The organism is Streptomyces sp. NPDC003379 (assembly GCF_053589195.1).
In genome coordinates this window covers 33,406-58,763 of the sequence record NZ_JBSFRK010000049.1, presented here as the reverse complement: position 1 = coordinate 58,763, position 25,358 = coordinate 33,406, and the positions used below count along the sequence as shown (strand labels likewise).

Annotated in this window: 16 protein-coding genes and 2 pseudogenes; 9 read left to right on the top strand and 9 right to left on the bottom strand. The window is 67.9% G+C overall.

Annotation, left to right across the window (positions count from 1 at the left end; all coding sequences use genetic code 11):
- The 5 genes and pseudogenes from ACWDVB_RS33570 to ACWDVB_RS33550 form a co-directional block, all read left to right on the top strand.
- Positions 1 to 727: pseudogene (locus ACWDVB_RS33570) on the top strand (IS5 family transposase); the annotation flags it as partial.
- 288 nt (positions 728 to 1,015) lie between these two features.
- Positions 1,016 to 1,483: a transposase gene (locus tag ACWDVB_RS33565; protein ID WP_451517839.1), complete on the top strand. Its 468-nt coding sequence runs from the start codon at positions 1,016 to 1,018 to the stop codon at positions 1,481 to 1,483.
- 363 nt (positions 1,484 to 1,846) lie between these two features.
- On the top strand, positions 1,847 to 3,673 hold the full coding sequence (locus ACWDVB_RS33560; RefSeq protein WP_451517838.1) for a reverse transcriptase domain-containing protein: 1,827 nt from the start codon (positions 1,847 to 1,849) through the stop codon (positions 3,671 to 3,673).
- Positions 3,674 to 3,763: 90 nt separating this feature from the next.
- Complete coding sequence (locus ACWDVB_RS33555) at positions 3,764 to 5,188, top strand: transposase (RefSeq protein ID WP_451517837.1); 1,425 nt, start codon at positions 3,764 to 3,766, stop codon at positions 5,186 to 5,188.
- 82 nt (positions 5,189 to 5,270) lie between these two features.
- Positions 5,271 to 6,037 (top strand): annotated as a pseudogene (locus ACWDVB_RS33550) (transposase).
- A 74-nt stretch (positions 6,038 to 6,111) separates the two neighbouring features.
- Here ACWDVB_RS33550 and ACWDVB_RS33545 read toward each other — a convergent pair.
- Both ACWDVB_RS33545 and ACWDVB_RS33540 read right to left on the bottom strand, forming a co-directional pair.
- Positions 6,112 to 6,627 (bottom strand): hypothetical protein, encoded by a 516-nt coding sequence (locus tag ACWDVB_RS33545; RefSeq protein WP_451517836.1) that lies wholly within the window; start codon positions 6,625 to 6,627, stop codon positions 6,112 to 6,114.
- 130 nt (positions 6,628 to 6,757) lie between these two features.
- Positions 6,758 to 8,029 (bottom strand): TniQ family protein, encoded by a 1,272-nt coding sequence (locus ACWDVB_RS33540; RefSeq protein WP_451517835.1) that lies wholly within the window; start codon positions 8,027 to 8,029, stop codon positions 6,758 to 6,760.
- Positions 8,030 to 8,215: 186 nt separating this feature from the next.
- Here ACWDVB_RS33540 and ACWDVB_RS33535 point away from each other — a divergent pair, with 186 nt between their 5' ends.
- Both ACWDVB_RS33535 and ACWDVB_RS33530 read left to right on the top strand, forming a co-directional pair.
- Positions 8,216 to 8,857, top strand: a complete 642-nt coding sequence (locus tag ACWDVB_RS33535) for a class I SAM-dependent methyltransferase (protein WP_451517834.1) — start codon at positions 8,216 to 8,218, stop codon at positions 8,855 to 8,857.
- 72 nt (positions 8,858 to 8,929) lie between these two features.
- Complete coding sequence (locus ACWDVB_RS33530) at positions 8,930 to 9,595, top strand: class I SAM-dependent methyltransferase (protein WP_451517833.1); 666 nt, start codon at positions 8,930 to 8,932, stop codon at positions 9,593 to 9,595.
- A gap of 524 nt (positions 9,596 to 10,119) precedes the next feature.
- Here the strand turns inward: ACWDVB_RS33530 and ACWDVB_RS33525 are convergent.
- From ACWDVB_RS33525 to ACWDVB_RS33515, 3 genes are all read right to left on the bottom strand, one after another.
- Positions 10,120 to 11,051 (bottom strand): IS5 family transposase gene (locus ACWDVB_RS33525; RefSeq protein ID WP_451517832.1). Its coding sequence is split into 2 segments (ribosomal slippage): positions 10,120 to 10,683 and positions 10,686 to 11,051, totalling 930 coding nucleotides; the frame shifts between segments, so codons are not numbered across the junction.
- Positions 11,052 to 11,249: 198 nt separating this feature from the next.
- Positions 11,250 to 13,559 (bottom strand): WD40 repeat domain-containing protein, encoded by a 2,310-nt coding sequence (locus ACWDVB_RS33520; RefSeq protein WP_451517831.1) that lies wholly within the window; start codon positions 13,557 to 13,559, stop codon positions 11,250 to 11,252.
- 119 nt (positions 13,560 to 13,678) lie between these two features.
- On the bottom strand, positions 13,679 to 14,812 hold the full coding sequence (locus ACWDVB_RS33515; protein WP_451517830.1) for an nSTAND1 domain-containing NTPase: 1,134 nt from the start codon (positions 14,810 to 14,812) through the stop codon (positions 13,679 to 13,681).
- A gap of 561 nt (positions 14,813 to 15,373) precedes the next feature.
- Between ACWDVB_RS33515 and ACWDVB_RS33510 the strand changes: the two genes are divergently transcribed.
- Entirely contained in the window at positions 15,374 to 15,763 is a 390-nt protein-coding gene (locus ACWDVB_RS33510) for a hypothetical protein (RefSeq protein ID WP_451517829.1), read from the top strand.
- A 1,373-nt stretch (positions 15,764 to 17,136) separates the two neighbouring features.
- Here the strand turns inward: ACWDVB_RS33510 and ACWDVB_RS33505 are convergent.
- The 4 genes from ACWDVB_RS33505 to ACWDVB_RS33490 all read right to left on the bottom strand — a co-directional run bounded on the left by ACWDVB_RS33505 (position 17,137) and on the right by ACWDVB_RS33490 (position 22,619).
- Entirely contained in the window at positions 17,137 to 18,126 is a 990-nt protein-coding gene (locus tag ACWDVB_RS33505) for an NAD-dependent epimerase/dehydratase family protein (protein ID WP_451517852.1), read from the bottom strand.
- A 309-nt stretch (positions 18,127 to 18,435) separates the two neighbouring features.
- A protein-coding gene (locus ACWDVB_RS33500; RefSeq protein ID WP_451517828.1) for an IS5 family transposase occupies positions 18,436 to 19,202 on the bottom strand; the annotation gives its coding sequence in 2 pieces (ribosomal slippage) (positions 18,436 to 18,905 and positions 18,905 to 19,202; 768 coding nt in all).
- A gap of 88 nt (positions 19,203 to 19,290) precedes the next feature.
- Positions 19,291 to 21,219 (bottom strand): B12-binding domain-containing radical SAM protein, encoded by a 1,929-nt coding sequence (locus ACWDVB_RS33495; protein ID WP_451517827.1) that lies wholly within the window; start codon positions 21,217 to 21,219, stop codon positions 19,291 to 19,293.
- Positions 21,220 to 21,419: 200 nt separating this feature from the next.
- A complete protein-coding gene (locus ACWDVB_RS33490; RefSeq protein WP_451517826.1) occupies positions 21,420 to 22,619 on the bottom strand; it encodes a MalY/PatB family protein in 1,200 nt (399 codons plus the stop codon).
- A gap of 344 nt (positions 22,620 to 22,963) precedes the next feature.
- Here ACWDVB_RS33490 and ACWDVB_RS33485 point away from each other — a divergent pair, with 344 nt between their 5' ends.
- Positions 22,964 to 25,342: a non-ribosomal peptide synthetase gene (locus tag ACWDVB_RS33485; RefSeq protein ID WP_451517825.1), complete on the top strand. Its 2,379-nt coding sequence runs from the start codon at positions 22,964 to 22,966 to the stop codon at positions 25,340 to 25,342.
- Positions 25,343 to 25,358 lie beyond the last annotated feature (16 nt).

The window sequence follows — 25,358 nt, the reverse complement described above, 5'->3', positions numbered from 1 at the left end:
TTGAGGGCAGACCGCGGGTGCCGGACCGGCGGGCCCTGTGCGGCATCCTCTTCGTGCTGCACACCGGTATCCAGTGGGAGTACTTGCCCCAGGAGTTGGGCTTTGGCTCGGGCATGACCTGCTGGCGTCGTCTGGCGGCCTGGAACGAGGCCGGCGTCTGGGAACAGCTGCATGTGCTGTTGCTGGAGAGGCTGCGGTCGAAGAACCAGCTGGACTGGGAGCGGGCGGTGATCAACTCCTCGCACGTCCGGGCCGCTCGGCGAGGCCCAAAAGCGGGCCCAGCCCGGTCGACCGCGCACGGCCGGGCAGCAAGCACCACCTCATCGTCGACGGCCAGGGCATCCCGCTCGCAGTGTCGCTGACCGGCGGAAACCGCAATGACGTCACCCAGCTGCTGCCCTTGCTCGACAAGATCCCGGCCGTCGCGGGCCGGGTCGGCCGACCGCGTCGGCGCCCGGATGCGCTGCTGGCCGACCGCGGCTACGACCACGACATCTACCGGCGGCAGCTGTGGCAGCGAGGCATCCGGCCCGTGATCGCACGTCGGGGCGAACCGCACGGCACCGGCCTGGGTATCTTCCGCTACGTCGTCGAGCGCACCATCGCCTGGCTCCACGGCTTCCGCCGCCTACGCATCCGCTGGGAAAGACGCGACGACATCCACGAAGCATTCCTCGGACTTGCCGTCTGCTTGATCACCTACCGCCACGTTCAACGGCTTTGTTAGGGACAGTTAGCAGCGCGTTCGAGCAGGAGCCGGTGGTCCGCGAGGTTATGACCGACCGCGAGGACCGCCACACTCCGCCGAACGCCGCGAGAGTCGCGACCTGCTCGATGCTCGTCACCGTGCACCCCCAGCAACGGTGGCGGCGCAGAGAGGCCGGTATCCTCCAGCTCGGGGATCGCTCTGAACTGCGATAGTTGGCACCGAGCTAGCTTGACTCTGTCGGGGATCTTGGAGTTTCCCGGTGCGGCAGCAATATCGACGGGCATGCTCGGGTAGTTCCGCCGACCGATGCAGCTGTCGAGGTGCTCGTTGTCCCTTCGTCCCCGTTCCGGTGAGCAGGTCCCATCTCTGACTGCGCAGGTTGCGCGGTCGAGCAACCCGGACGGCACGACGGCGATATGGGTACGTGACCGCCTCGATGGGCTGTGGTGCGACGAGGACTTCGCCGGCTGGTACCCGCGGGACGGGCGTCCGGGTCTCTCACCTGCTCAACTGGCCACCGTCTGTGTGCTGCAGTTCCTGCTTGGTTTGTCCGACCGGCAGGCCGCCGAGTCGGTCCGCTGCCGCATTGACTTCAAGTGTGCGCCGTTTCATTCGGCGCTGGATCGCTCCCGCAGGGAGCCGAGGCTCGGAAGGAGGTGGCCTCGGGGCCGCCCGCCTTACCCGGACGCGAAAGCGCGAGGGGACCACAGCATGGCGGGAAAGCACGGAAGGTCGCGAAGGCATCGAAGACCTTGCCGTGCAAGGCCCGCGTGATACGGCGAAGGCCATACTGCTTGAAGCCGAGTCTCCGGGGACGCAAGTCGTACGTCCTGCGACACGATGCCTGTAGTCGCAGCCACCGGTATCGGGCGGTCCTACTTGAACCGCCTCAACCCTTCCGGCCGGTGGACAGCGGGCAACGAGCCCGCCCAAGGGGACGGACAGGCCGCCTACGTCACGCTCGATACGTCCAGCGCAAGGGGAATACGGGATCGCCTACGGGGCGCGAGCCCTACGGCGACGGAGTGCCCGTAGTAGTCGTGGGAGTCACGCCCCACCGAGGAGGACGGGAAAGCCGTCCGCAGGGCCAAGGGGCACAGGTGTCAGCAGATCGACGGTGATGGTGAGGTATGCGTAATGCAGAGCGTCGAAGCCCTCCTTGAGATCATTCGTGAGCGCGGCGGGAAGAGGCTGCCGCTGGAACGCCTCTACCGGTGTCTGTTCAACCCGGAGTTGTACTTGGTCGCCTACGGGCGGATCTACCGCAACCACGGAGCGATGACACCGGGCAGTACGGCCGAGACCGTGGACGGCATGTGCCTGGCAAAGATCCAGGCGATCATCGACGCGCTCCGATCTGAGCGTTATCGCTGGTCCCCGGCACGCCGCGTCTACATCAAGAAGAAGGGAGCGACGAAGAGTCGGCGCGGTTTAGGTCTGCCGACCTGGTCGGACAAGCTGCTGCAAGAGGTAATGCGTCTGTTGCTTGAGGCGTATTACGAGCCGCAGTTCTCCGACCACTCGCATGGTTTCCGGCCCGGCCGGGGCTGCCACACCGCCCTGCAGGAGATCTATACCGGGTGGCGCGGCACCACATGGTTCGTCGAGGGAGACATCGCCCAGTGCTTCGACCGGCTCGACCACCAGGTCCTGCGGTCGATCCTGGCCGAGAAGATCCACGACAACCGCTTCCTGTGGTTGGTCGACGGACTGCTCCAGGCCGGATACTTGGAACAGTGGCGCTATCACGCGACGTTGAGCGGTTCACCGCAAGGCGGTGTGATCTCGCCGATTCTGTCCAATATCTACCTGGACCGGCTCGACAAGTACATCGAGGCAAAGCTGCTGCCCGCCTACAACCGGGGAGCCCGACGCGCCGAGAACCCGGCATACGCACGGATAGCGCACGCGATCGAGACAGCCCGGCGGAACCACCGCGTCGAGGAGGTACGGCAGCTGCGCAAGCAGATGCAGCACATGCCCTCCAAAGACGTGAATGACCCCGGCTTCCGGCGCCTGCGATATATCCGCTATGCCGACGACTGGGCGCTGGGCCTGACCGGCCCCAGGCAGGAAGCAGAACAGATCAAGGAGGAGGTCGGCCAGTTCCTGCGTGACGAGCTCAAGCTGGAACTGGCCGAGGCCAAGACCTTGATCACCCACGGGCGGACGCAGGCCGCCCGGTTCCTGGGCTACGAGATCGTGGTCCTGGACAACGACAGCAAGCACGACCGGCGCGGTCGCCGCAGCATCAACGGGCAGATCGGGCTGAAGGTGCCAGCTGACGTCGTCCACGCCAAGTGCAGGCCCTACCTCCACCACGGCCGACCGGCCAGGATCGCCGGACGCATGGTCGACAGCGACTTTTCGATCGTCGCCCAGTACCAGGCCGAGTTCCGTGGCATCACGGAGTACTACCAGCTGGCGTTCAACCGCCACCGCTTCCGACGACTGAAGTACGCCATGGAGATGTCGCTGACCAAGACGCTGGCGCAGAAACACCGCACCACCGTCCCCAAGGTCTACCGACGCTACCGCGCCGTACTCAAAATCGACCTCGGCCCCCGCAAGGGACTGCGGGTCAGCGTCGAACGCGGCGACGGACGCCCGCCGTTGGTAGCCGAGTGGGGTGGGATCTCGCTGAAGCGAAGGACCAAGGTCACCCGTCTCGACGACCAGCCCCGAAGGGTCTGGAACGGTGACCGGACGGAGCTGCTGCAACGGCTCCTCGCCGATGTCTGCGAACTCTGCGGTTCGCGGACGGATGTGAAAGTGCACCACATCCGGCACCTGAAGGACCTGACCGTCAAGGGGAGGCCCAAACGCTCGACATGGGCCAGGACGATGGCCGCGCGCCGTCGCAAGACCCTGGTCGTCTGCCGTCGCTGCCACGAGGACATCCACGCCGGACGTCCCACGGGCAACAGCTCACGAAGAACGGCACTGGAGAGCCGGGTGCGGTGACAAGCCGCACGCCCGGTTCGGGAAGGGGCCGTCGGAAAAGGACCCCAGCCAGGGGCACCTCGTCGGCGGCCTACTTCACACGCCTTGGCCATGGAGTTGGACGACCCCGGCTTCCATCACAGCGTGCTGGCCGACTTCCGAGACCGTCTCGCCGAAGACGACCGCGCCGACCGCCTTCTCGACCTCGCACTGGCCCGCCTCAAGGAAGCCGGCCTGGTGCGCGAGCGCACCACGCAGCGCACTGACTCCACCCATGTCCTGGCCGCGGTGCGCGACTTGACCCGCCTGGAGGTGGTCACCGAGGCGGTCCGCGCCGCACTCGAAGAAGTCGTCGGCACATCCCCGCACCTGCTGGACGAGCTCGTCGATGAGGACTGGGGGCTCCGCTACGGCTGGCCGGTCCGCCTGGGCAGGAACCCCACCAAGCCCAAAAGCAGGATTCTTGCCACCGGTAACGACGCCGTCCGGCTCCTGGAACACCTCTACCGGCACGGAGAAGACCGCACGTCCGGTGCTCGTGTCCAGGCCCTGCGCCAGATCATGGTGCAGAACTACCACTGTGACGCCGCAGGACATCTGCGCTGGCGCACCGCCGAGAAGGAAGGCGGGCCCGGACTGCCGCCCTCGTCCCGGGCGGTCGTTTCGCCCTACGACACCTCGGCCCGCTTCGCACGGCACGGACACATCATCAGCTGGAAGGGGTTCACCGCCCACCTGACCGAGACCTGCGCTCCCGACGGCCCCAACGTGATCACGGATGTGGCCACCACCGCGGCCACCACCCACGACAGCCAGGTCCTGCCTGGCATCCACACCCGCCTCTCCCGCCGCGGACTGCTGCCCGCCGAGCACCTGGTCGACGCCGGCTACACCTCCCTGCCCCACCTGGAACTGGCCACCCGCGAACACCAGGTCACCGTCTCCGGCCCGCTGAAGAGCAACCCCACCCGCCAACACCGCCGAAATGAGGGCTACGCCCGGGACGACTTCCGCATCGACTACGACCATCAGCAAGTCACATGCCCGAAAGGGCAGGTCAGCGCGGGCTGGCACGGCCCCTACCCGACCTCCTCGCCCACCGCGGCCCCGCTGATCGTGGCCAGGTTCACCAAGAGCCAGTGCCGCCCCTGCCCGGCCCGCGCCCAGTGCACCACCACCGCCGACAGCGCCCGCACCGTGGGATTTCCTCCACGAGAGCTCCGTGACCTGCAACTCCGTGTCCGCGCCGAGCAGCAGACGCCCGAGTGGAAGACGCGTTACGCGGTCCGCTCCGGAGTGGAGGGCACGGTCAACGAGTTCGCCCATGGCCACGGCATGCGGCGCAGCCGCTACCGAGGGCAGGAAAAGGCCCACATCCAGCACGTCCTGACGGCCATCGCCGTCAACATCGAGCGCCTCAGCGGACTGCCACCAACCGAAGAAGCCCCCGTACACCGCCGACCGACTGCCTTCCAGAACTACCTCGACCAGCGCGAGATACCTCGGCTGAAATCCTGGCGAACCCTGGGCAGTTGACCTCGCGAACCCCAAGATCACCGACAGAGTCAAGCTAAAGGTTGTCCCGTAACTGAAGTGGCTGGTGCGGCGTTGAGTGGGCATGGGTGGGGTGATGTCAGCGGATGATCCGAAGTGGATCGAGCCGTTCTCCGGGTTGAGTCAGTCGCAGTTCGAGCAGCTCGTCGTGCTGGTGCGCCGTCGTGGTGGCGATGTTCAGCGGGGCCGTCCGTGGCGGTTGCCACTGGCCGACCGAGTGTTGCTGGTGGCTACGTACTGGCGCACGAACCTCACGTTGCGGCAGGTGGCGCCGCTGTTCGGGATCTCGAAGTCGGCAGCCAACCGGATCCTTGATCACCTCGCACCCCTGCTGGCGATCTCACCGGCCCGCCGGCCGCGCAAGGACACTGTGTACATCGTGGACGGCACCTTGGTGCCCACGCGAGACCGCAGTATCTCTGCGTCGAGCAAGAACTATCGCTACTCGACCAACCTGCAGGTCGTGATCGATGCCAACAGCCCCTGGTAGTGGCGATCGGTGTCCCGCTGCCCGGCAGCCGCAACGACTGCCGGGCGTTCAGCGAGTCCGGAGTCGACCAAGCCTGCCGCGGTGCCCCTGTCATTGCCGACGGCGGATATCAGGGCACCGTCGCTCTCATCCCACACCGCAAACGACGAGACCAACAGCGTCTGAATGCGCAGCAGGAGGCCGAGAACAGAGTCCATCGCAGGGCCCGCGCCCGCGTCGAGCACGCTCTGTCCCGGCTCAAGAACTGGAAGATCCTGCGGGACTGCAGACTCAAGGGCAACGGCGTCCACCAGGCCATGCTCAGCATCGCCCGCCTTCACAACCTGGCCCTCACGGGATAACTCCAACCCCATACGGGACAACCTTTAGACGATCACTCAACCTTCGCTGTGAGGGGGACCGGCATCCGAATTGGTCACGGTGTGTGACTGATGGCGGCGACCACCTGCCTGGCAAGGTCTTCAAGGGCCCAGCAGAGGCCGGCGAAGGGGACGGGTTGTTCTTGCGATTCCCAACGCTGGAGTAGCGTCAAGTGCAGCATATCCATACTCAGAGTTCGATCGTGGGGCCGCATTGGTGGCTGGAAGACTGGTGCGAGGGCGAACTCGCTGCCGGTGATGCAACTCCAGACGAAGGCGGATGCGCACTCTTGGGTGCGTTCTGTCGGCTTGGGGCCTCTGCCTTGACGGTGATGTCGGACGAGTTCGTCCCATGTCCTGTCTTCGAGTGACCAGCGGGAGAATTGCATGCGGCGGGCCCGGTAATCGATGCTCTCCTGACTGATGACGTGCTCGGCCAGGCGTTTCAGCGTGGCCGGTAGGTCTCGGTCTTTGAGGTCTTGGTAGGGGTTCAGTGGTTTGACCCGCAGTCGGCCCCGGGTGGTCCAGGACGTGGGGATGCCGAGGAAGGCTGCCGCTTCCAGGAAGTTCATGTCGCTGATCGCTTGGACCAGGTGGACGGGGAGAATGCGCCGGAGTCGCCGGCGGCTGGAGAGGGCCTGCTCGGAGTTCTCCTGAGTGGCGGCAAGCAACCAGGAGCTGGGAAGGGACTATGGGATGTGCTCAGGAGCGACCCCGAAGTCCGTGAGGGTGTGGGTGGGGGGCAAAGAGTTTTTGGGTAGTGTTCGCCTTGGAGGCCCGCAGTGTCGGGGCTCCCTGCCGGATCCATTCGGCAGAGAGTCGGTGCCGGTAGATCTGATCGATCCGGCGCCGGAACGAGGGGGAAGCCTCGTGAGCGAGCATGGGCCAGGTCTTGCCCCAGCGGAGATCGTCGCGGGTGGGAAGATTCCGCAGCATCTGGGGCAGGGGGCTGCGCGGTCCGGATGAATCCTGAGCGAGCAGGTGGTAGGCCGCGAAGAGGAGACCGGTGGTCGCGATCGTGTCACCGGGGGGTGTACTCCAAACGGCCGCGGGTTGCGAGCCGGCGCTCTCGGCCGCTGGGCCGGGGCTGTGACCGTCCTGCTGCTGCGGTGCGAAATGTGCTTCCAGGATTTCCCGGGTTCCGGCGGGAGCGAGATCGGCCGCGACGGGCCAGCCCGCCTGGATCAGCGAGATGGCGATCTGGCGATCGGCGAACTGTTGGGAGGCGAGTTCTGCGGGCTCGTCACCGTCCAGGAGGTCCAGTAAGACGGTCTGCAGATCGGCGAGTTCTGGGGTGAGGGCCGCAGCGGCTGGTTCGGCGCCGTCGAGGCGGTGACCGCAGACTTCACGCTTGCCGGAACCGCCGGACCAATTGCGGCATTGCGAGGGGTGGAGCCTCGGCGCGTTGGCGGCGGGCAGCAAGGCCAGGGGGCTCCCGGATCTGCCGCTGAGCGCGGGCAGTCGGCAGCGCGGGCACTCGCTGCGAAGGAAGGTCCAGTGATCGAGGCAGGCGAAGACGACAGCCAGCCGCCACTGTCGTTTCCAGGGCCGGCCATGGCGGGTCTGGATCGGGGTTCCATCGCCTGCGAGACAAGCCGGGCAATAGCGTGAGTGACTCAACAGTAGCCAGGGCTGGGACAGTCTGCGGGGGCGAGGAATGCTTCCCGGGCGGACCAGCGCCCGTGCAAGGGCGGGGTAGCGGTCGGCGTAGGGCCTGAGCGTCAGCGCGTCGGCGTCCGCGGTGGTCATCCGGGTCGCTTCGGCGAAGGCGTGCAGGCGGTCTGACTGCATCATCAGCAAATGTGCCGCTGAGACCTTGGCATGGGGATCATCTGGAGGGATCAGCGTGACTCGCCGTGCCAACTGGTGGGGGGTCAGGTCCAGTCGGTGAGTCAGGCGGAGTAGGAAGCCGGGCAGGCTTTCGTCGGGCAGGGGGTCAAGGCTCCTGGGCAGCGGGATTTGGGCGGCAGGCATGGGTCAGCCCGTCATGTCTTCGGCGGTGCGTGGTCCGTGATCGTCGGCCGCTGATGCCTGCGGGTGCCCTCCCGGCTGCGACTGCTGCTGAAGCGATGACTCTGCCCAGCCTCGGTGGAGCCGTCGCCTCCACGCCCGCTGGGCGGCATGCTGACCCCACCAGCCCACGGCGAACAGGGGACGGCCATGGCACAGCACGAGACACAGGACACGTGGACCCGTGAAATCTGGGAACGCGACGCACCCCAATACGACGGCTGGATGCGCCACTACGACCGGCACGTGATCCGAGACGGCCGCAACTGGCTGTGCTCCCAGGCCCGGGGCCGGGTCCTGGAAGTCGCCGTCGGCACCGGCCTGAACCTTCCCGCCTACCCCAAGGGAACCGACCTGACCGGGGTGGATCTGTCCCCAGCCATGCTGGAACGCGCCCGACAGCGGGCCGACGACGCCGGCGTCGAGGCCACGCTCACCGAAGCATCCGCCACCGAACTGCCCTTCCGGGACGCCACCTTCGACACCGTCGTGTGCGTCCTGGCCCTGTGCTGCATCCCCGACGACGAGGCCGCGGTCGCCGAAATGCGCCGGGTCCTCAAGCCCGGCGGCACCCTGCTGATCCTCGACCACGTCATCAGCAGCAACATTGCCGTCCGGATGGGGCAGCGACTCCTCGACCCCCTGCTGGTCAAACGGTTCGGCGACCACCAGCTGCGACGCCCCCTGCACCGGGTGCGCCAGGCCGGATTCACCATCACCCGCCGCGACCGCTACAGCCTCGGCATGATCGAGCGCCTCGCCGCCGTCAAGAACACCGCGCCCGCCACCTGAGTGCGCCGCCACCCCGTGACAGGATCGGCAGCGCGCCGGACCTTGCACCGGCGACCATCCACGGGAGAGGCTATGCGGCACGAAGACGGCGACCTCGCCGAGGCGCAGCAGAAGCACTGGCAGCGCACGTACACCGCCCACCCGGGCATGTACGGCGAACAGCCCTCCGCCCCAGCCGCCTATGCCGCCGAAGCCTTTCGCACCGCCAAAGCGAAAGTCGTGCTGGAACTCGGCGCCGGCCACGGACGCGACGCCCTGTTCTTCGCCCGCGAAGGGTTCACCGTCCAGGCCACCGACTTCAGCCCTACCGGCCTGACCCAACTGCAGGACGCCGCCCGCACCCAGGGCGTCGACGGGCAGGTCACCACCGCAGTCCACGATGTCCGCGAACCGCTGCGGCTGCCCGACGCCTCGGTCGACGCCGTCTTCGCGCACATGCTGCTGTGCATGGCCCTGTCCACCAAGGAAATCCGAGCCCTGGTCGCCGAGGTACGCCGGGTCCTGCGGCCCGGCGGGACCTTCGTCTACACCGTCCGCCACACCGGTGATGCCCACTACAACACCGGCATCTCCCACGGCGACGACATCTTCGAACACGGCGGCTTCGCCGTGCACTTCTTTCCCCGTCACCTGGTCGACTCCCTCGCCGACGGATGGACGCTGGACGAAGTACACGCCTTCGAAGAAGGCGACCTGCCCCGCCGCCTGTGGCGCGTCACCCAGAGCCTCACCCGGTAGATGCCGTCGACCAGCAGGAGCTGGGCAGACCCGCTTCGGGAGTCCGAATCTGCCACGGACACCCCTCCTTTGAGTGCGCGAATCGTTCACCCAATGCACGAAGCTCCGCAAAGGGCCAGCTCACAGGCGCACCGGATAGAAGGGCGGACGTACCTCATCACTGCAGGTCCGCAGCTCGCGCCCAAGTAGTTCGTGCAGTAGGCGCAATTGCCCGGGGTTGCGCCTCTACCTCCCACCGCACGGGATGTGCAGGGTCAAAGCCGTAGCGGCGGGCGAAAGCCCACCACCGCGGGTCGCCCCGCTTTCCCTCGGTCGCGGGCAGCTTGTAGGCGCGCACCTGGTCATAGGTCAGCAGGACACGCTCAGTTCGGCTCCAGCAACCGGTGCGGGCCACCCAGTCCCGCTCGATGTCCTCGCCCGAGCAGTCGAAATCACCGATGCTGCTCCAGGGCACGGCGAGCGTGCGACTGGAATGTTGGCAGCTCAGGAGCTGTTGCAAGCACTATTAGGCGCTGTTTCTCGGATCATGTTCGGAGCCAGATGGTGAGGGCTGCGAGGGTGATGGTGCCGAGATAGATGTAGGCGCGTTTTTCATAACGGGTGGCCACTGCCCGGAAGCCCTTGAGCCGGTTGATGGCGCGTTCGACGGTGTTGCGTTTCTTGTAGCGCTCGCCGTCGAACCCGGTGGGCCTGCCGCCGCTGGATCCGCGGTTGTGTCGGTGCCGTTGCTGGTCGCGGCGTTCGGGGATGGTGTGGGTAATACCGCGTCGCCGCAGGTAGCGGCGATTCTTGCGGGACGTGTAGGCCTTGTCCGCCAGGACATGGTCGGGTCGGCTGCGTGGCCGTCCGACGCCGAGGCGGGGCACGGAGACCTGGCTGAGTACTCGCTCGAACTGGGGACTGTCGCCGTAGTGTCCCGGGGTCAGGACGACGGCGAGGGGCCTGCATCGTCCGTCGGCGGCAAGGTGGATTTTGGTCGTGAAGCCGCCGCGGGAACGTCCCAGACATTCGCGGATCTGAGGACTTCCTCCAATCGGGCGGCCAGTTTCTGCAGCACCGGATCGACCTGGTTCGTCCCCCGGCCGGCCCCCTTTTGACCCACCGCGGCCGGGGGTGACTTCCGTGCGCCGGCGGCGTGTTGGTGGGCTCGCACCGTGGTCGAGTCCACGGAGACATCCCAGTCGATGCGACCTTCGGCATCCTCAGCTGCCTGCACTTTCGACAGCAGCATAGCCCACGTGCCATCCGCTGACCAGCGACGATGACGTTTATAGACCGTCTCCCACGGTCCGGAACGCTCCGGCAGATCCCGCCACTGGACCCTCGTGCGCACCCGGTACAGCACTCCGTTGATCACACGTCGGTGATCACTCCACCGGCCCCCACGGGCACCACCCCGAGGCAAGAACGACACCAGCCGGTCCCACTCAGCATTCGTTAAATCAGCACGACCCATACGACCAACCTGGCCCCAACTACCCACTCACGTCAGGAGATCCGAGAAACAGTGCCTAGTGAATGCAACGGGTGTGGTGCACGGAAGCGGGGTCGGTCCTCTCAACTCCGGTCGCATGAGCGGTAGATGTAGCAGACGCCAGGTGGAGGCAGCGAGCGTGATCGCGGCCCAGGTGATCAGTGCTTCGCTCGCGTACCCTCAAGACTGGCACAGCTGCCGGTAGGGGACTTCGGGGAGGAATCTGTTCCAGGCGGCTGGGGACAGCGAGGCTCCGGCGCGTGCGCACACCGTGTCGACGGCTCGGTCCGGGTCGATGTCGTACTTCTGCCACGGCACGTGTTCACCGGCGGCGTACAGTGTGCCGCCGTCCGGGCTGAAGGCCAGGGACAGGATACGGTCGCCTGGAGTGGGCAGGGCGAGGCCGAGGGGTTGCTGGGAGGTCACGTCCCACAGTGGGAGGGTGCCCTGGTTCCCGGCGAGGGCGAGGGTGGTGCCGTCGGGGGAGAAGGCCCCCGCGGTTGTTTCCTCGGGTTCACCGGGTGTGGCGCGGGAGAGGGTGCCGGGCAGTGTGCCCAGCGGTGTACGCAGGGCGCCGTCCCACAGAGATACCGTTCCCCAGTCCGTCGCCGCGGCGATCCGGCGCGCGTCCGGGCTGAACGCGAACAGGCAGACATCGCACTGCCCGAGTCCGGCGGACAAGATTTTGCCGTCGGACAGCCTGATCAGGGCACCGGTGTCCGTCAGGAGCTTTGTGCCGTCAGCGCTGAGCGTGCCGATGCCATAGTCCTGCTCAGTGTCGTTGCGATTCAGCTCGGGCAGGGTGCGCAACAGTTTTCCACTGCGGGTGCCCCAGACCATGACTCCTCTCTCCTCATCGGTGGTCAGCGCCTTCCGGCCGTCCGGGCTGAGGGCGACCTCATCGAAACCCAGGTCCGCATTCCCGGTGGTGAGGGTCGTGACCTGACGGTGCCTCCTGGTATCCCATACGCGGATCCGGTGTGCGCCGTCCGGCGACTTGTCGAGGCCATAGGCGAAGCGGTTCCCGTCGGCGCTCAGCGACATCAGCGGGAAGGAGCCGTTGTCCTTGGGCGAGGACTGCTCCGGCCCGGGAATATCCGTCATCGTCTTGCCCCTGCGGTCGAGCAGGGTGAAGCGGTCCGCTCGGGTCCCCGGGCGGGCCAGGGCCAGCGTGCTGCCGTCCGCGCTGAACATGGCGTTCTTGACGGCTTGCGCACGCCAGGACGAGGTGATGGACCGGCCCAGATCGAGTGTGTGTACCACAGGTTGGGCGTCGGCCCCGCTGACCACGTACCGGATTGCACGGGACTTCATGTCGATTTCGACCTCGCCGGAGTACGCGTACTCCTCGGCCAGCGCGTGGCGGAAGACCGGGGCCTGCGGCCGGTCAAGGCGCCAGAGCAGGATCTCGTTCCTGCCCGCGCCCACCACGAACTTCCCGTCGTTGCTGAAGAAATACTCCTCTGGGGTCGTTTGGCGGAGCCTGGGCAGTTCCTTCCCTGAGGAGAGCAGCCAGCGCCGCAGTCCCTGCCCATCCCCCACGGCCAGGCTTCGTCCGTCGGGGGAGAACTGTATGCCGTACAGCGCCCGGCAGGGTACTTTCGTGATCCAGTCGGCAACCGATCGGCGATTCTGGCGCAGGTTCCACAACTCGGCCCGACCATTGTTGCCGCATTGAGCCAGCAGGCGGCCGTCCGCGCTGACGTCCACCGCCTCCGCCACGGTGGTATCCGGGCCGGGGCTCTTGAGCAGCTGCCGCCCGGTGCGCGTGTCCCACACCTCTACGCGACGGTCGTCGACGCTGAAGTACATCGCCCGCCCGCTGCTGCTGAATCCCGTGGACAACGAATTGGCAGAACGGGAGGGGCCGAAGGCGGAGCCGCGGAACCGTTCGGCGCGGATGTCCCACAGCCGCACCTGCGTGCCGTGGCGGCCCGTGGGGATGGCGAGCGCCGCTCCATCGGGGCTGTGCTCGGCAGACAGGGCTCCCCAGAGGTCCGTTCCACGCGGCGCCGCGCGGTAGGTGCCGGTCACCCGGCCCGTCTCCGCGTCCCGCACCGTGATGCGCTCTTTTTCGATGCGGGTGAAGGTGCGACCATCGCCGCTGAGGAACTGCTGGCCGTAGTAGTCGGAGGCTGCTGGCTCGAACCTCGCGCGCTCCCGCTGCTCCAGGGCGCCCAGCAGCGCCGACTTCGTCTCCGGCGTATGGCTCAGGCTCCAGGCGGCGACACTGAGTTGCAGCGCCAGCCTGGGGTCGGAGGAGCGTAACCCGTTCGCCGCCGTGGCAGCCTTGCGGGCGGCAGCGAGTACCTGCTGCCGCTCGCTCTGCTGCGTCTGCTGCCAGGCGATGAAGCCCGCCAGGAGGGCGAGCACGACTACAGCGGACAACGAGCCGATCAGCGTGCGCAGCCGGCGTGCGGCCCGGGTCGCCGCCTGCCGCTCCTGATCGCGTGCTGCGGCACTTGCGGTGAGGAAGTCCGTCTCCAACACGGTGAGGGCGCAGTTGTGCGCGGGCCGGGCGAAGGTCTCCTCGGCGGTGGCCAGGCGGGTGCCGCGGTACAGGGCTCCCGGGTCGCGTCGGAGGTCGTCCCAGGTGCGGGCCGCCTCGGTCAGGCGGCGGTGGGCGCGTAGCTGCTCGCGGGTGTCCTCGATCCAGCCGTGCAGCCGGGGCAGTGGGCGAGATCGACGGTATCTTCGTCGAGGGTGAGCAGCCGGGCGCCGGCCAGCCGGTCCAGGACGAGGGCGATGTCGTCCCGGGAGGCGGTGCCGAGGTCGAGTTCGCTGCGGTCGACCGGGCGCCGGGTGTCTGGGGAGCCTTCGCCGGGGGCGATCAGCCGCAGCAGGATCAGCCGGGCCAGTTCCGCGTGCTCGGGCGCCAGCCGGGTGTAGATCTCCTCGGCGGTCTGCGCGATGGCGCCGTGCATGCCACCCGCCGCCTCGTACGCCTCCATGGTCAAAGTACGGCCACGGTGCCGGCGCCAGGTCTCCAGCAGCACATGTGACAGCAACGGCAACGCTCCCGGCTCCTCTCCCACCTCCTCGATCAGGTGTGCCGTCAACACGCGCTCGACGATCAGGCCCTCAGCCGCGGCCGGCTTGACGATGACCTCCCTCAACTCCGTCGGCGTCATACGCCCGACCGGCAGGCTCGCCTCCCGGATGATCGCGTCCAGGCCCGGCTGGTCCAGGCACCGGGCGTAGAAGTCGGCCCGCGCCCCCAGGACCACCCGCAGCCGACTGGACGGATCCTGCGCGCCCAGGACCAACTCGATGAACCCGCGCCGCTGGGCCTGGTCGTGGCAGAGGGTGAACAGTTCCTCGAACTGGTCCACCACCAGCCACGTCTCCCCCGCCATACCGTCCGGTGCATCGGCCGGGGTGAACAGCTTCTCGTGCGCATGCGCGGGCCGGGACCCGGGAGTGAGGATCCGGATCACCGCCGGCCGCAGCCCCGGCTCGTGGGCGTTCTGCAGACGGGGGATCAATCCGGCGCGCAGCAGGGAGGACTTGCCACTGCCCGAGGGGCCGAACACCATCATGCAGCGGTGGGCGCGCACCAGCTCCTCGACTGCGTCGGTGAGGTGATCGCGGCCGAAGAAGCGGTCCCTGTCACCGGCCTCGAAACGCGCCAGCCCGCGGTACGGAGGGTCCGACTGCCCGTCCTCGTCCGCCGGAAGTGCGGCCTCATCCCTCGCGGCCTCGCGCCAACGGCACTCCCACTCCCCGGTATCCCCCCCCCGCACGCGGTCACATACGCCAACGCCACCGTCAGAGAGGGCAGTTTCTCCCCAGCAGCAGCCGCCGCCAACGCTGCCGCCGAGTACCCAGCCCTGCGGGACATCACCCGATACGTCGGAGTACCCGCTTCCACACGCAGCTCGCGCAACCTGAAGGCGAACCGCGCAACCGGACCCGCTTCCGGATCTACCGGCTTCTCACGACGCCCCACCGCAAGCCCCTAACGATCGGCTACGCCCGATCCCAACACGCCGCCACGGCTCACCAGAAGGAGACCGCAAGCCAACCTCGAGCCACATCGGCCATACATCTTTTTTGTCCAGCAGCACGTCAACGGGCTGCTGGACAACCTGCCAGCCACTGAAATATCTGGAACAAGCCCGGATACGCCGCCGTCAACGGCGGTGGTGCGGTCCCCACAGGAACCGCACCCCGGCACAGGCCGTGCCCCTGCGCGAGACCGCTTTTGCACCTCCCGCACCTTTCCACTCCCGCGGGGCACACACGGGGACGCCATTGGCGTCCGCAGCAGGAATCCCCAAACAGCCCGATGACCAAGGAGAAACATGCACACTCGCAGAAAGATCACCACGGCCCTTGCCGCGGGCACCCTGGCCGCAGGACTGCTTGCCGGCGGTGCCGTCACGGCCTCGGCGGACGTCGCCCCGAAGTCCTGCTACGGCAGCGCGAAGAACTTCAGCACGACGAACAAAGTGTGGCCAGCCTATCCGAACTGGGCCAAGACCACGACCAACTGCGCCGACGTCAACGTGAAAGCGAGGGTCGGTGCGAACGTGCAGGCCTGCTTCGACCAGGGTACGGGCAACCCGTACAAGTGCTACCCCAAGCGCTGGCTTTCGCAGGGCGTGTGGGACACGGCCGTGACCGACGTACAGAACGGCAAGAAGTTCTACCTGAAGTTCGACCGCAACACGAGCGGTCTGATCGCGTACTGACACCCGTCCTCTGGAGAGCCAACCCGGCCGAGCACCCGGTGGGTCAGCCGACGCGGCACAAGTGGACATGACAACGGGCCGGACACCACCCATACAGGGCGGTGTCCGGCCCTAGCAACTGCTCATCAGGAGCAAACCGCGCGGCACCAGCCGCGCTTCTCAGAAGCTGTCCTACGTTTTAGGGGTGGGCCTGCGATGATTCGGTAGTCCGTAGCAGGGGTGGGGGGCTTGTGACCGGGTTTGAGATCGCACTAGTGATTTTGGCGAGCGGGTATGTGGTCGGGGGTGCGTATGACCGGATGAAGAAGGCGGTGGCGGAGCGGCGGAAGGCGAGAGAGAAGGCCTTGACCGGACCGGACCCGGTCTGTGGATGCGGACATCACCTGGCCTACCACGACGCGAAGGATGGGTTGTGCTACGCGTCGGTCAAGGATGCCAAGGGCAACCGTGGCGCTGAAGGTGCCGACGATAGGCCGATCCGGCGGTGTCAGTGCCGCCGGTATTCCGGTCCTGAACCGCTGGCAACGCTGTATGCACCCGAGGTGACGGCTTCCGGAGGCGAACAACCTGGTTCTGCGGCGACGTAAGGCTGGGCGGCAGTCGTTGCCCTGCCTACGGTGCCCCTATGGGCCGAAAGGGGGCGCCTCGGCTGCGGCTGCTGGCGTCCGTGGACATCGAGGCGGGTCCGCGGTTGTGCCGCGGGTACGGTGAGCCGTTGATGCCGAAGTTGCAGGCCTCGGCGGTGTTCTGTTCTTCCGTATGCCGCTCACGGCAGTGGCGGCGGATGCGGCGCACGCGGGCGAGGACCGAGGCGGTGAAGAACAACGTCGTCGCGAGCTGCCCTCAGTGCGGCGTGAGTTGGACGGTGGGTGTCGAACGTCCCGTCTCGGCGGTGTACTGCTCTCCCCTCTGCCGCAACGGGCTTAGGTCGTTTCTGATGGCTCTTGGACGGTGTCGCGGAGCCAGATGGCCATCGCTGCGACGGCCAGGGTGCCGTTGAAGATGTAGTCGCGTTTGTCGTAGCGACTGACGACCGCACGGAACTGCTTCCACTTGCTGACGCAGCGTTCGGCGGCGCTGCGGCGTCGGTACTGGCCGGTGTCGAAGGCCAGGGGCCGACCACCGCGTCGGCCCTGCCGCCGACGATTGTCGCGTTGGTCATCGGGCTGGGCGATGGTCGCTTTGATACGCCGTCGGCGCAGGTAAGCGCGGGTGTCACGACTGGAGTCTTGTCGCCGCGGAGGTCGGTCGGGACGGGTGCGGGGGCGCCCCGGCCCGTGCGGGAGACCAGGCTCAGCAGGTGCGGCCGTCGTCGCCCTGGACCGGCACCGGCCTGACCCTCGACGATCCAGCCTCATCCTGACAAGCCGAAGTCAGTGAACGAAGGACGCCAGCAGTTCGCGCTCCCTGTCCGGGGCAAGGCCCGCGCGGCGTGGCCGGTGCAGGCCCTGCTGGCGTTCCCAGCGCAGTGTGTCGGCAAGGAGGTCGGTACGGGAACGGTGACGCAGGCCTGCGGCAGTGGCGGCAGATCCGTCGCGCGCTGCCCAACCCTCCCATCCCGGTTCCACCACCCACATGGGCAATGAGTCCGGGCCCATGAACTGAGCCACTCCATGCGCGAGGAGTTGTGGGGACGCCACCTTGATGACCGGTCCGGTGTGTCCGCCCACGCTGCGGGACAGGTCGATCCATTCGGCGAAGGGCACCATCGGGCCAACCGCGTTGTAGGTACCTGTGGTTTGCAGTTCCGCAGCGTCGAGAAGCCAGGTCGACAAGTCGCGTGCATCGATGGTCTGTGTCGGGGTTTGAGGGGCGTCGGGGACGAGCAGCGGCGCCCGGGGGGCGCTGGCGGCGCGGGCGACCCAGTAGCCCGAGCGATCGCTGTGATCGCCGGGCCCGCCGATGAGCCCGGCGCGTGCAATAAGAAGGCGGTCGGCCAGGGCTGCCCGGGTGAGCGTTTCACAGGCGGACTTGGCCTCGCCGTACTGTCCACGGTCCACCTCGTCGCGGTCTGCGCCGGGCAGCAGGGGGGCGGACTCGTCTGCGCCGGGCTCACCGTGAGTGGCATAGGCGCTGATCGAGGAGACGTAGGTCCAGTGACGTGCCCGCGTGCTCAGGGCCGCAACTGCCTCCCGGACGAAGCCGGGTTGCCAGGACACATCGAGCACAGCGTCCCATTCCCTGGTGGGCAGGGACGCGTACGCGGCGGGGTCGCGCCGATCCGCGGCCACCAGGCGCGCGCCTTCTGCCACGGGCCCGCTGTCGCCACGGGCCAGACACGTCACGCGGTGGCCGCGGTCGAGGGCTTGCCGGGACACTTCACGCCCCAGCCACGCCGTACCGCCGAGGACCAGAATCTCCATGCGCTCCATGGCGGAACTCAATCAGCACAGCCAGAGCACGCCAAGGGGGTTCTGCCGTGGGCAGAGCCCACATGTGTTTCCGGGCGACCCACCGCGCTTGGGGCACGGACACGCCCCTGCTGATACTCCAGCAGCGGTTCGTGTCCTGAGCCGGCGGTCGTCGTTGTGGGTGCCCGAAGCCGCCAGCCACTCCATGGGCGGTGCAGTGGGTGCGCTCGGGTGGCGGTCAGGTTCGCTCGGGCGGATCTGGGTGACGGATGCGGGACTACGTCCGCGGTCTGCTGGGGAGGGCGACACGCATAAAAGTCGCTAACAAAGGCGTTGGACGTGGCGATGAGTAATCAGGCAGGCAGCGAGGCTGAGGAAGCCTTCGTGGATGTCGTCGCGCCGTTCCCAGCGGATGCGGAGACGGCGGAAGCCATGCAGCCAGGCGATCGTGCGCTCGACGACGTAACGGAAGATGACCAGGCCAGAGCCGTGTGGCTGACCTCGTTCGGCAATGACTGGGCGGATACCGCGGTGCCAGAGCAGACGGCGGTACAGGCCGTAGTCGTAGCCGCGATCAGCCAGCAGCGCGTCCGGCCTTCGCCGGGGCCGGCCCACGCGCCCGGCGACAACCGGGATCTTGTCCACCAGGGGCAACAGCTGCGTGACGCCGTGGTGGTTCCCGCCGGTCAGCGACACCGCGAGCGGAATGCCCCGGCCGTCGGTGATGACGTGGTGCTTGCTGCCCGGCCGTGCCCGGTCGACCGGACTGGGCCCGCTTTTGGGCCCCGCCGGGCCGCCCGGACGTGCGAGGAGTCGATCACCGCCCGCGACCAGTCCAGCTGGTTCTTCGAGCGCAGCTTCTCCAGCAGGACGACGTGAAATTGGTCCCAGACGCCGGCCTCGTTCCAGGCGGCCAGCCGCCGCCAGCACGTCATGCCCGAGCCGAAGTCCAGCTCCTGGGGCAGGTATTCCCACTGGATGCCGGTGTGAAGCACGTACAAGATGCCGCACAGGGCCTGCCGGTCGGCCATGAAGGACCTGAAGCTCTCCAAGCGCCCGGCCCCAGCCTCGCCTGGGTCGCCATGCAAGTGGTGCTCCTCGTGGGGCCGTACAACTGGGCTCGTGCCGACGCCCGTCGGTGGGCGGGCAGTCAAAGTTGTACAGCAGGCTCGAGGATCACGGGACCGCCGCGGTCGGGGACGATCCGTTGCGGACGGTGCCCCAGTGGATGCCTGTCTCGTTGTGGATGTGCCAGATATCGTCCTCCGAGAGGAGGACCGATACCACGCCGGGGAAGGCCTCCTCAAAGTAGATATACGGCTTCCGGTTGTCGATGCGGGGCGAGTGGTAGTCAAGCCGGTCCTGCATGCCGTGCTGGGCGGTGACCGGGGTCGCGGGATGGTAGGTGAGGATGTTGGGGCTGGCGAGATCGATCAAACCGTCGTCGATCAGCCGCCCCACCTCGTGGATGGTCTCGTCGATGCTGGCGCGCGTCTCTCCGTCCAGGCCGAAGAGCACCGAGGTGCCCAGTTGCAGCCCCTGTTCCTTCACCAGCCGGGCCGCTTCCCTGACCTTCGCCTTCCAGGGGCGAGTCTCGTCGCGGCGGAGATTTTTGTGGATGTGGTCCATGACCTGCGTCGACATGCTCTCGATGCCCATGTAGACGTAGGTGCACCCGGCGGCCTTCATCTTCCGCAGGATCTCGGCGGACTGCTCGGGCGAGTGCAGGGCCACGAGCGTGTCCACGGTGAGCTGGGCGCCCCACTGGAGCCGGCGCAGCCGTTCGAGGTCGTCGGGTGCGCCGAGGTGCGCCGCGAAGCGGGCAGGGATCTGCTCGCCGTCCGCCGTCCGCAACTCGGCCAGCGCGTCGCAGAAGTCCGTGATGTCCCGGTAACGTCCGCTCCAGAACACGGAGTCGTCGAAGAAGAGCGACTCGGCGCCGTAGTGGACGTACTCGCAGACCCGCCCGGCGGCTGTGCCGACCGGGTCGCGCTTGAAGCGCTTCAGGGTGCCCGCCACCTGTACCGACTCCGAGCAGAAGTTGCAGCGGTATGGGCAGGCGTTGGACACCATGAAGTGGGCAGTGCGCAGGACGGCGCCGGTGTCCGGTGCGGTGAAGATCGGGAAGTGCGAGCGGATCGCGAACGCCTCGTACGGCGAGGGAAGGTCGGCGAGGTCGAGCGTGCGACCGCGCAGCGGTACGGCGTCGAAGCCGTCGGCCGAGGCGACGACGGCCAGGGCCTGGCCAGGGCCGGGACCTTCCTCGGCGAGCAGTGCCTGGAGGAGTCCGAGGACCCGGTCGCGGTCCACCCACTGCCGGTCCAGGTCGACGGCGAGGGCCACGGCTCGCATCAGCAGATCCACCGCGTGGTGGGCCTCGCCGGTTACGACGGCGTCAACCACCCTGGGCGCCTTGCCCTCCTGGATGACGGACAGGGGGCTGCTCGGCTTCAGGAGGAGCCTCAGACCGTCCGGCGTACAGGTGATGGTCTCGTCCGCGTGCCGGCCACCGAGGATGACGAAGGCCTCCGGCAGTTCGCTCTTGACGAGGGAGGCGATCTCCAGCGCGTAGCGGTGTGCAGGGGAGACCGCGCTGATCAGGACGACCCGGGGGCGGACCTCGCGCAGCAGACGGATCCAGCGCACTCTGGCCGCGTCGTCCCAGACCCGTGGGTCGAACACCGTCTGGTCGGTGTTGGGGTCGCTGCCGTACGGCCGGTAGCCGTCGGCCCCGGCAGCCAGCCGGTACTCCTTGGACGGTAACCGGGTCCACTCGGGGGCGAAGTCGTTGTAGTGCGTGGCCTCCGTCAGTGAGCCCGCGTCGTCGACGGCGCGGTGCACGGCCACGGAGATCGCCGTGTAGAGGCACATCGGATCACCGGGGTAGGTGATCTCCCCCTCGGCCTGGGTCATGACGGGTGCCAGAACCGACAGCACCGGGAAGTAGCGGCTTGTCGTGCGGCCCTGTGCCAGGTCCTCGAGCAGTCTCTCCCGGCGTACGCGGCGCAGTTGCCGGAAGGAAGCGATATCCGTCGCGTCCCCCGGCCGATGTACGCGCACATTTCCGCCGGTGAATTGCATGCTTTCGACAGTGTGAATGGTCATCAGCCCTCCGGATCGTTAGGCGGCACTGATTGATTTGGCCGTCTGATCCCGGTTGTTCGGGTCCGACACGGAGCGCCTGATAAATCGGTTCGACTGGCATGGCCTGTCAACCGTGCGTGTAAGCAAGAAAAGCCCCCGTGATCTTGATTGTCACCTTACTAGGCGGCGCCCGGTGCGAGTCAACAGGACAAAGGAGACAGTCACTTCCACAGATGCTGGACCGCGGTGTCCATACGGTCCAGTGTTTCGTCCAGCACCTTGAGGGAGGTGCCGAAATTGAGGCGTACGAATCCGTTTCCCGCCGCACCGAAGGCGGGGCCGGAGAACAGCAGCACCCTGGCCTCGCCACGGAAGAAGGCCATGGGATCGTCGCCCACGTCCAGGCGGCGGCAGTCCAGCCAGGCGAGGAACCCGGCCTCCGGAATCCGGTAGCCAAGCCCGGCGGGGAGCCGCTCGGCCACCCGGTGGCGGTTGCGGTCGAGCAGTACCATGACCTCGTCCAGCCAGGGATCGCCCGCGGTCCAGGCGGCCTTGAGCGCCTCCACCGCGAGCACGCCCACCTGGCCGAAGGACAGGCCCTGCCGGGCGTCGACGGCGTCACGCACGGCGCTCGGGCCCACATGGGCGAGCGCGCAGCGGACCCCGGCCAGGTTGAACGCCTTGCTGCCCGAGGTCAGGGTGACGGTGCGGGCCGCCACCTCGGGTCCCAGCGAGGCGAACGGGATGTGGCGGTGCGGGGCGTGGGTCAGATCCGCGTGCACCTCGTCCGAGACGACCAGCAGGTCGTGACGGAGCGCCAGCTCCGCGAGCGCCTCCAGCTCGGCGCGCCGGAACACCCTGCCTGTGGGGTTGTGCGGGTTCACCAGGAACAGGGCGCGGCACCGCCCGGGTCCCGCGTCCGCCACGGCGCGTTCCATCCGGTCCGGATCGAACCCCCAGGTAGTGCCGTCGTCCTCGATCGGCACGGTCAGCGGCCGGCGCCCGATCCGCTCGATGACCTCGACGAACGGGGGGCAGGCCGGGGTATGCATCAGCACCGCCTCGCCGGGGGCGGTGGCCAGCTGGAGGGTGGCCAGCATCGCCTGGTTGATGTCGGTGAACAGCCGCACGTGGGTGGGGTCCGGGGTGTGTCCGTAACGGCGTCGGGTGCGCTCGGCGAACACCTCGCCGAGCGGACCGCCCTCCGACTCGTCGAACCACGTCGGATAGCCGAGGTCTCCCGCGGCCCGGCGCGCCACCGCCTCACGGATCGCGGGTGCCGTGGGAAAGTCCATGTCCGCGACCCAGGAGGCCAGCACGTCCGCTCCGGCATGCGCCCATTTCTCCCCGTCCCGGCGTGACAACTCGCCGATGTCGAGAGAATCGAGTGCCGACTGTGCGGCCAAAGCGGCGGAGTTCATGGTGCCACCTCCCGGCCGGTCGGGAATATCACCTTACGGCGCCGAGACCCCGAAAGACATTGCATCAGGCAGTGCTCCTACTTCTCAAATAAATGCTGTGACGCTCGTCACCTTGTGATGGCCGGAGGTGATCGATAATCTCGCCAACCAGTCGTCGCCGCAATGCATTTGGCAAAGTGTCAGTCAGGGGCGGGTTCGCGCGCCGAATACGCGCATGTGCCGCCCGGAACCACGAGACGGAAGGCGGGGAATTGACTTCCTATGCCGTTCAGTTCCCAGGTGACCGGACGAGTGGCGGTTCCCGGCCGCGCCGCACGGGAACGGCGCGCCGGAATGTTCCCGCGATGTACGACGCCGGCCTCGAGACGCTGGCGAAGGCCTGTGGCACCACCCGGGAACGGGCAGCGCTCGCCGCGTTCGCCGCTCTGCTGTACCGGTACACCGGCCGCAACCACGTCGAACTCGGGCTGAGCCGGGACGGCTCCGAGGACTCCGCCGTCCGTCTGGTGGTCACCGGGGAGGCCACCTTCCGCACGCTGGTGAAGGACGCCGGAGCGGCACAGGAACACCCGGCGTGGGGCCGCGGCCCCACGGTGGTCGGCACCACAGTCCCGTACGAGGCACAGCTGGTGCTGCCCGCCGTGGGCGACAGCCCGCTGCCGGTCGAACTGCGCTACGACGAGTCGGTCCTCGATGCCGCCACGGCCGAGCGACTGCTCGCCCATTTCGACGCCCTGCTGGCCGAGGGGCTCGCCCGTCCGTACCTGCCCCTGGCGGAGCTGGGGTTCCTCGGCGAGAGCGAGCTGCACCAGATCCTCGTCGAGTGGAACGCCACCGCGGCGGACCTGCCGCACCCGCGGTCGTGTCTGCACGAGGCGTTCGAGGATCAGGCCGCGCGCACCCCGGACGCCGTCGTCGTGGCTCGGGACGACCGCCTGCTGACCTTCCGCCAGGTCAATACGGCCGCCAACCGGCTGGCCCACCGTCTGCGGAAACTCGGCGTCGGCCCCGACCGGCGTGTCGGCCTGTACCTCGACCAGTCGCCCGAGCTCCTGGTCGCCATCCTCGGCGTGCTCAAGGCGGGCGGCGCCTACGTACCACTCGACCCGGGCTACCCGAGGTCGCGCGTGGCCACCATGATCACGGGCGTCTCCTGTGTGGCCGTGATCTGCCGCAGCGATCTCGCCGACGGCCTCCCGCCGGCCGAGGGACCCGCAGCCCGTCTGATCGTCCTCGACCGCGCGGCCGAGGAACTGGCCGCCGAGCCCGAACACGATCCGCAGCCGCTGGCCGGTCCGGACCACCTCTGCTACGTCATGCACACGTCGGGCTCCACCGGCACGCCAAAGCCCATCGCCCTGTGCCATCGCGGCGTGATGAACAACATCGCGGATCTCAACAACCGCTTCGGCGTGGGACCGGGTGACAGGGTGCTGGGCCTGTCGTCGCCGAGCTTCGACATGTCGGTGTACGAATTCCTCGGTGTGCCCGTCGGCGGAGGCACCCTGGTGCTGCCCTCGCCCGGCCGCACCAGGGACCCCGAGCACTGGGCCGAGCTGTCCGCCCGCCACCGGGTCACCCTCTGGAACACCGCGCCGGCGCTGCTGGAACTGGTCCTGGAACACCTCGACCACGCCGAGCGGTCCGCATCCGACGAGCAGGTCGCCCACCCGCAGTCGGCCCAACGGGCGCTGCCCCTGCGCGACCTGCGGCTGGTGATGCTCGCCGGTGACTGGATCCCACTGCGGATGCCGGACCGCATCCGGTCCCGCGCACCCGAGTGCCGTTTCATCTCCCTCGGCGGCGCTACGGAGGCCTCCATCTACTCGACCCTCTTCGAAGTCGAGGCCACCGACCCGGCCTGGACGAGCATCCCGTACGGGCGTCCGATGGCCAACCAGCGGGTGTACATCCTCGACGAGACCCTGCGGCCCGTACCGCCCGGCGTCACGGGCGAGTTGTACCTGGCCGGCACCGGGCTTGCCCGCGGGTACCTGGATCAGCCCGAGCGGACCGCGGAGCGCTTCCTGTCGTGGTCGTACGGACCTGTGAGCGAGCGCCTCTACCGCACCGGAGACCTGGCCCGGTTCGACGCCGACGGACTGATCGAGCTGATCGGCCGGGTCGACCTGCAGGTGAAGATCCACGGCCTGCGCGTCGAACTCACGGAGATCGAGGCGGCGCTGCGCGACCACCCGACGGTCAAGGAGGCCGTGGTGACGGCACAGACCGACGCCGCCGGCGCCCCGGTCCTGGTCGGCTACGCCGTGCCGCACGACAGCGCCGGCTTCCGAGCCGACGACGTACGCGAACACCTGGCGTCCCAGCTCCCGCCACACATGGTCCCCGGTGCCCTGCTCACGCTGCCGGTGCTGCCGCTCAGCCCCAACGGCAAGATCGACCGCAAGGCTCTTCCCGCCGCGTTCGCGCCCGTACCAGCCGCAGCTGAACCCGCGGTGCCCGCCGAGGACCGGCCGCAGGGCCCCTGGGAGGAACGGCTCGGCGCGGTCTGGCAGGAGGTGCTGGGTGTCGCGTCGGTGCTCCGGGACGACGACTTCTTCAAGCTCGGCGGCGACTCGATGAAGGCCATGCGCACCATGACGCCGGTGCCGGGCTTCACCCTGGCGGACCTGTACCGGTATCCGACCCTGCGGGAACTGGCCCGGTATCTGGAGAACACATCGGACGACCCGGACGCCGGGCCGTCCGGTGACCCCGCCTGACCGGCCGGCCGCGGCG

What these genes read in the sequence shown, in the direction of transcription:
- ACWDVB_RS33565 (WP_451517839.1), top strand. Translation starts at nt 1,016, where the DNA reads ATGCAGCTGTCGAGGTGCTCGTTGTCCCTTCGTCCCCGTTCCGGTGAG.
- ACWDVB_RS33560 (WP_451517838.1), top strand. Translation starts at nt 1,847, where the DNA reads ATGCAGAGCGTCGAAGCCCTCCTTGAGATCATTCGTGAGCGCGGCGGG.
- ACWDVB_RS33555 (WP_451517837.1), top strand. Translation starts at nt 3,764, where the DNA reads ATGGAGTTGGACGACCCCGGCTTCCATCACAGCGTGCTGGCCGACTTC.
- ACWDVB_RS33545 (WP_451517836.1), bottom strand. Translation starts at nt 6,627, where the DNA reads ATGAACTTCCTGGAAGCGGCAGCCTTCCTCGGCATCCCCACGTCCTGG.
- ACWDVB_RS33540 (WP_451517835.1), bottom strand. Translation starts at nt 8,029, where the DNA reads ATGCCTGCCGCCCAAATCCCGCTGCCCAGGAGCCTTGACCCCCTGCCC.
- ACWDVB_RS33535 (WP_451517834.1), top strand. Translation starts at nt 8,216, where the DNA reads ATGGCACAGCACGAGACACAGGACACGTGGACCCGTGAAATCTGGGAA.
- ACWDVB_RS33530 (WP_451517833.1), top strand. Translation starts at nt 8,930, where the DNA reads ATGCGGCACGAAGACGGCGACCTCGCCGAGGCGCAGCAGAAGCACTGG.
- ACWDVB_RS33510 (WP_451517829.1), top strand. Translation starts at nt 15,374, where the DNA reads ATGCACACTCGCAGAAAGATCACCACGGCCCTTGCCGCGGGCACCCTG.
- ACWDVB_RS33505 (WP_451517852.1), bottom strand. Translation starts at nt 18,126, where the DNA reads ATGGAGATTCTGGTCCTCGGCGGTACGGCGTGGCTGGGGCGTGAAGTG.
- ACWDVB_RS33495 (WP_451517827.1), bottom strand. Translation starts at nt 21,219, where the DNA reads ATGACCATTCACACTGTCGAAAGCATGCAATTCACCGGCGGAAATGTG.
- ACWDVB_RS33490 (WP_451517826.1), bottom strand. Translation starts at nt 22,619, where the DNA reads ATGAACTCCGCCGCTTTGGCCGCACAGTCGGCACTCGATTCTCTCGAC.
- ACWDVB_RS33485 (WP_451517825.1), top strand. Translation starts at nt 22,964, where the DNA reads ATGTACGACGCCGGCCTCGAGACGCTGGCGAAGGCCTGTGGCACCACC.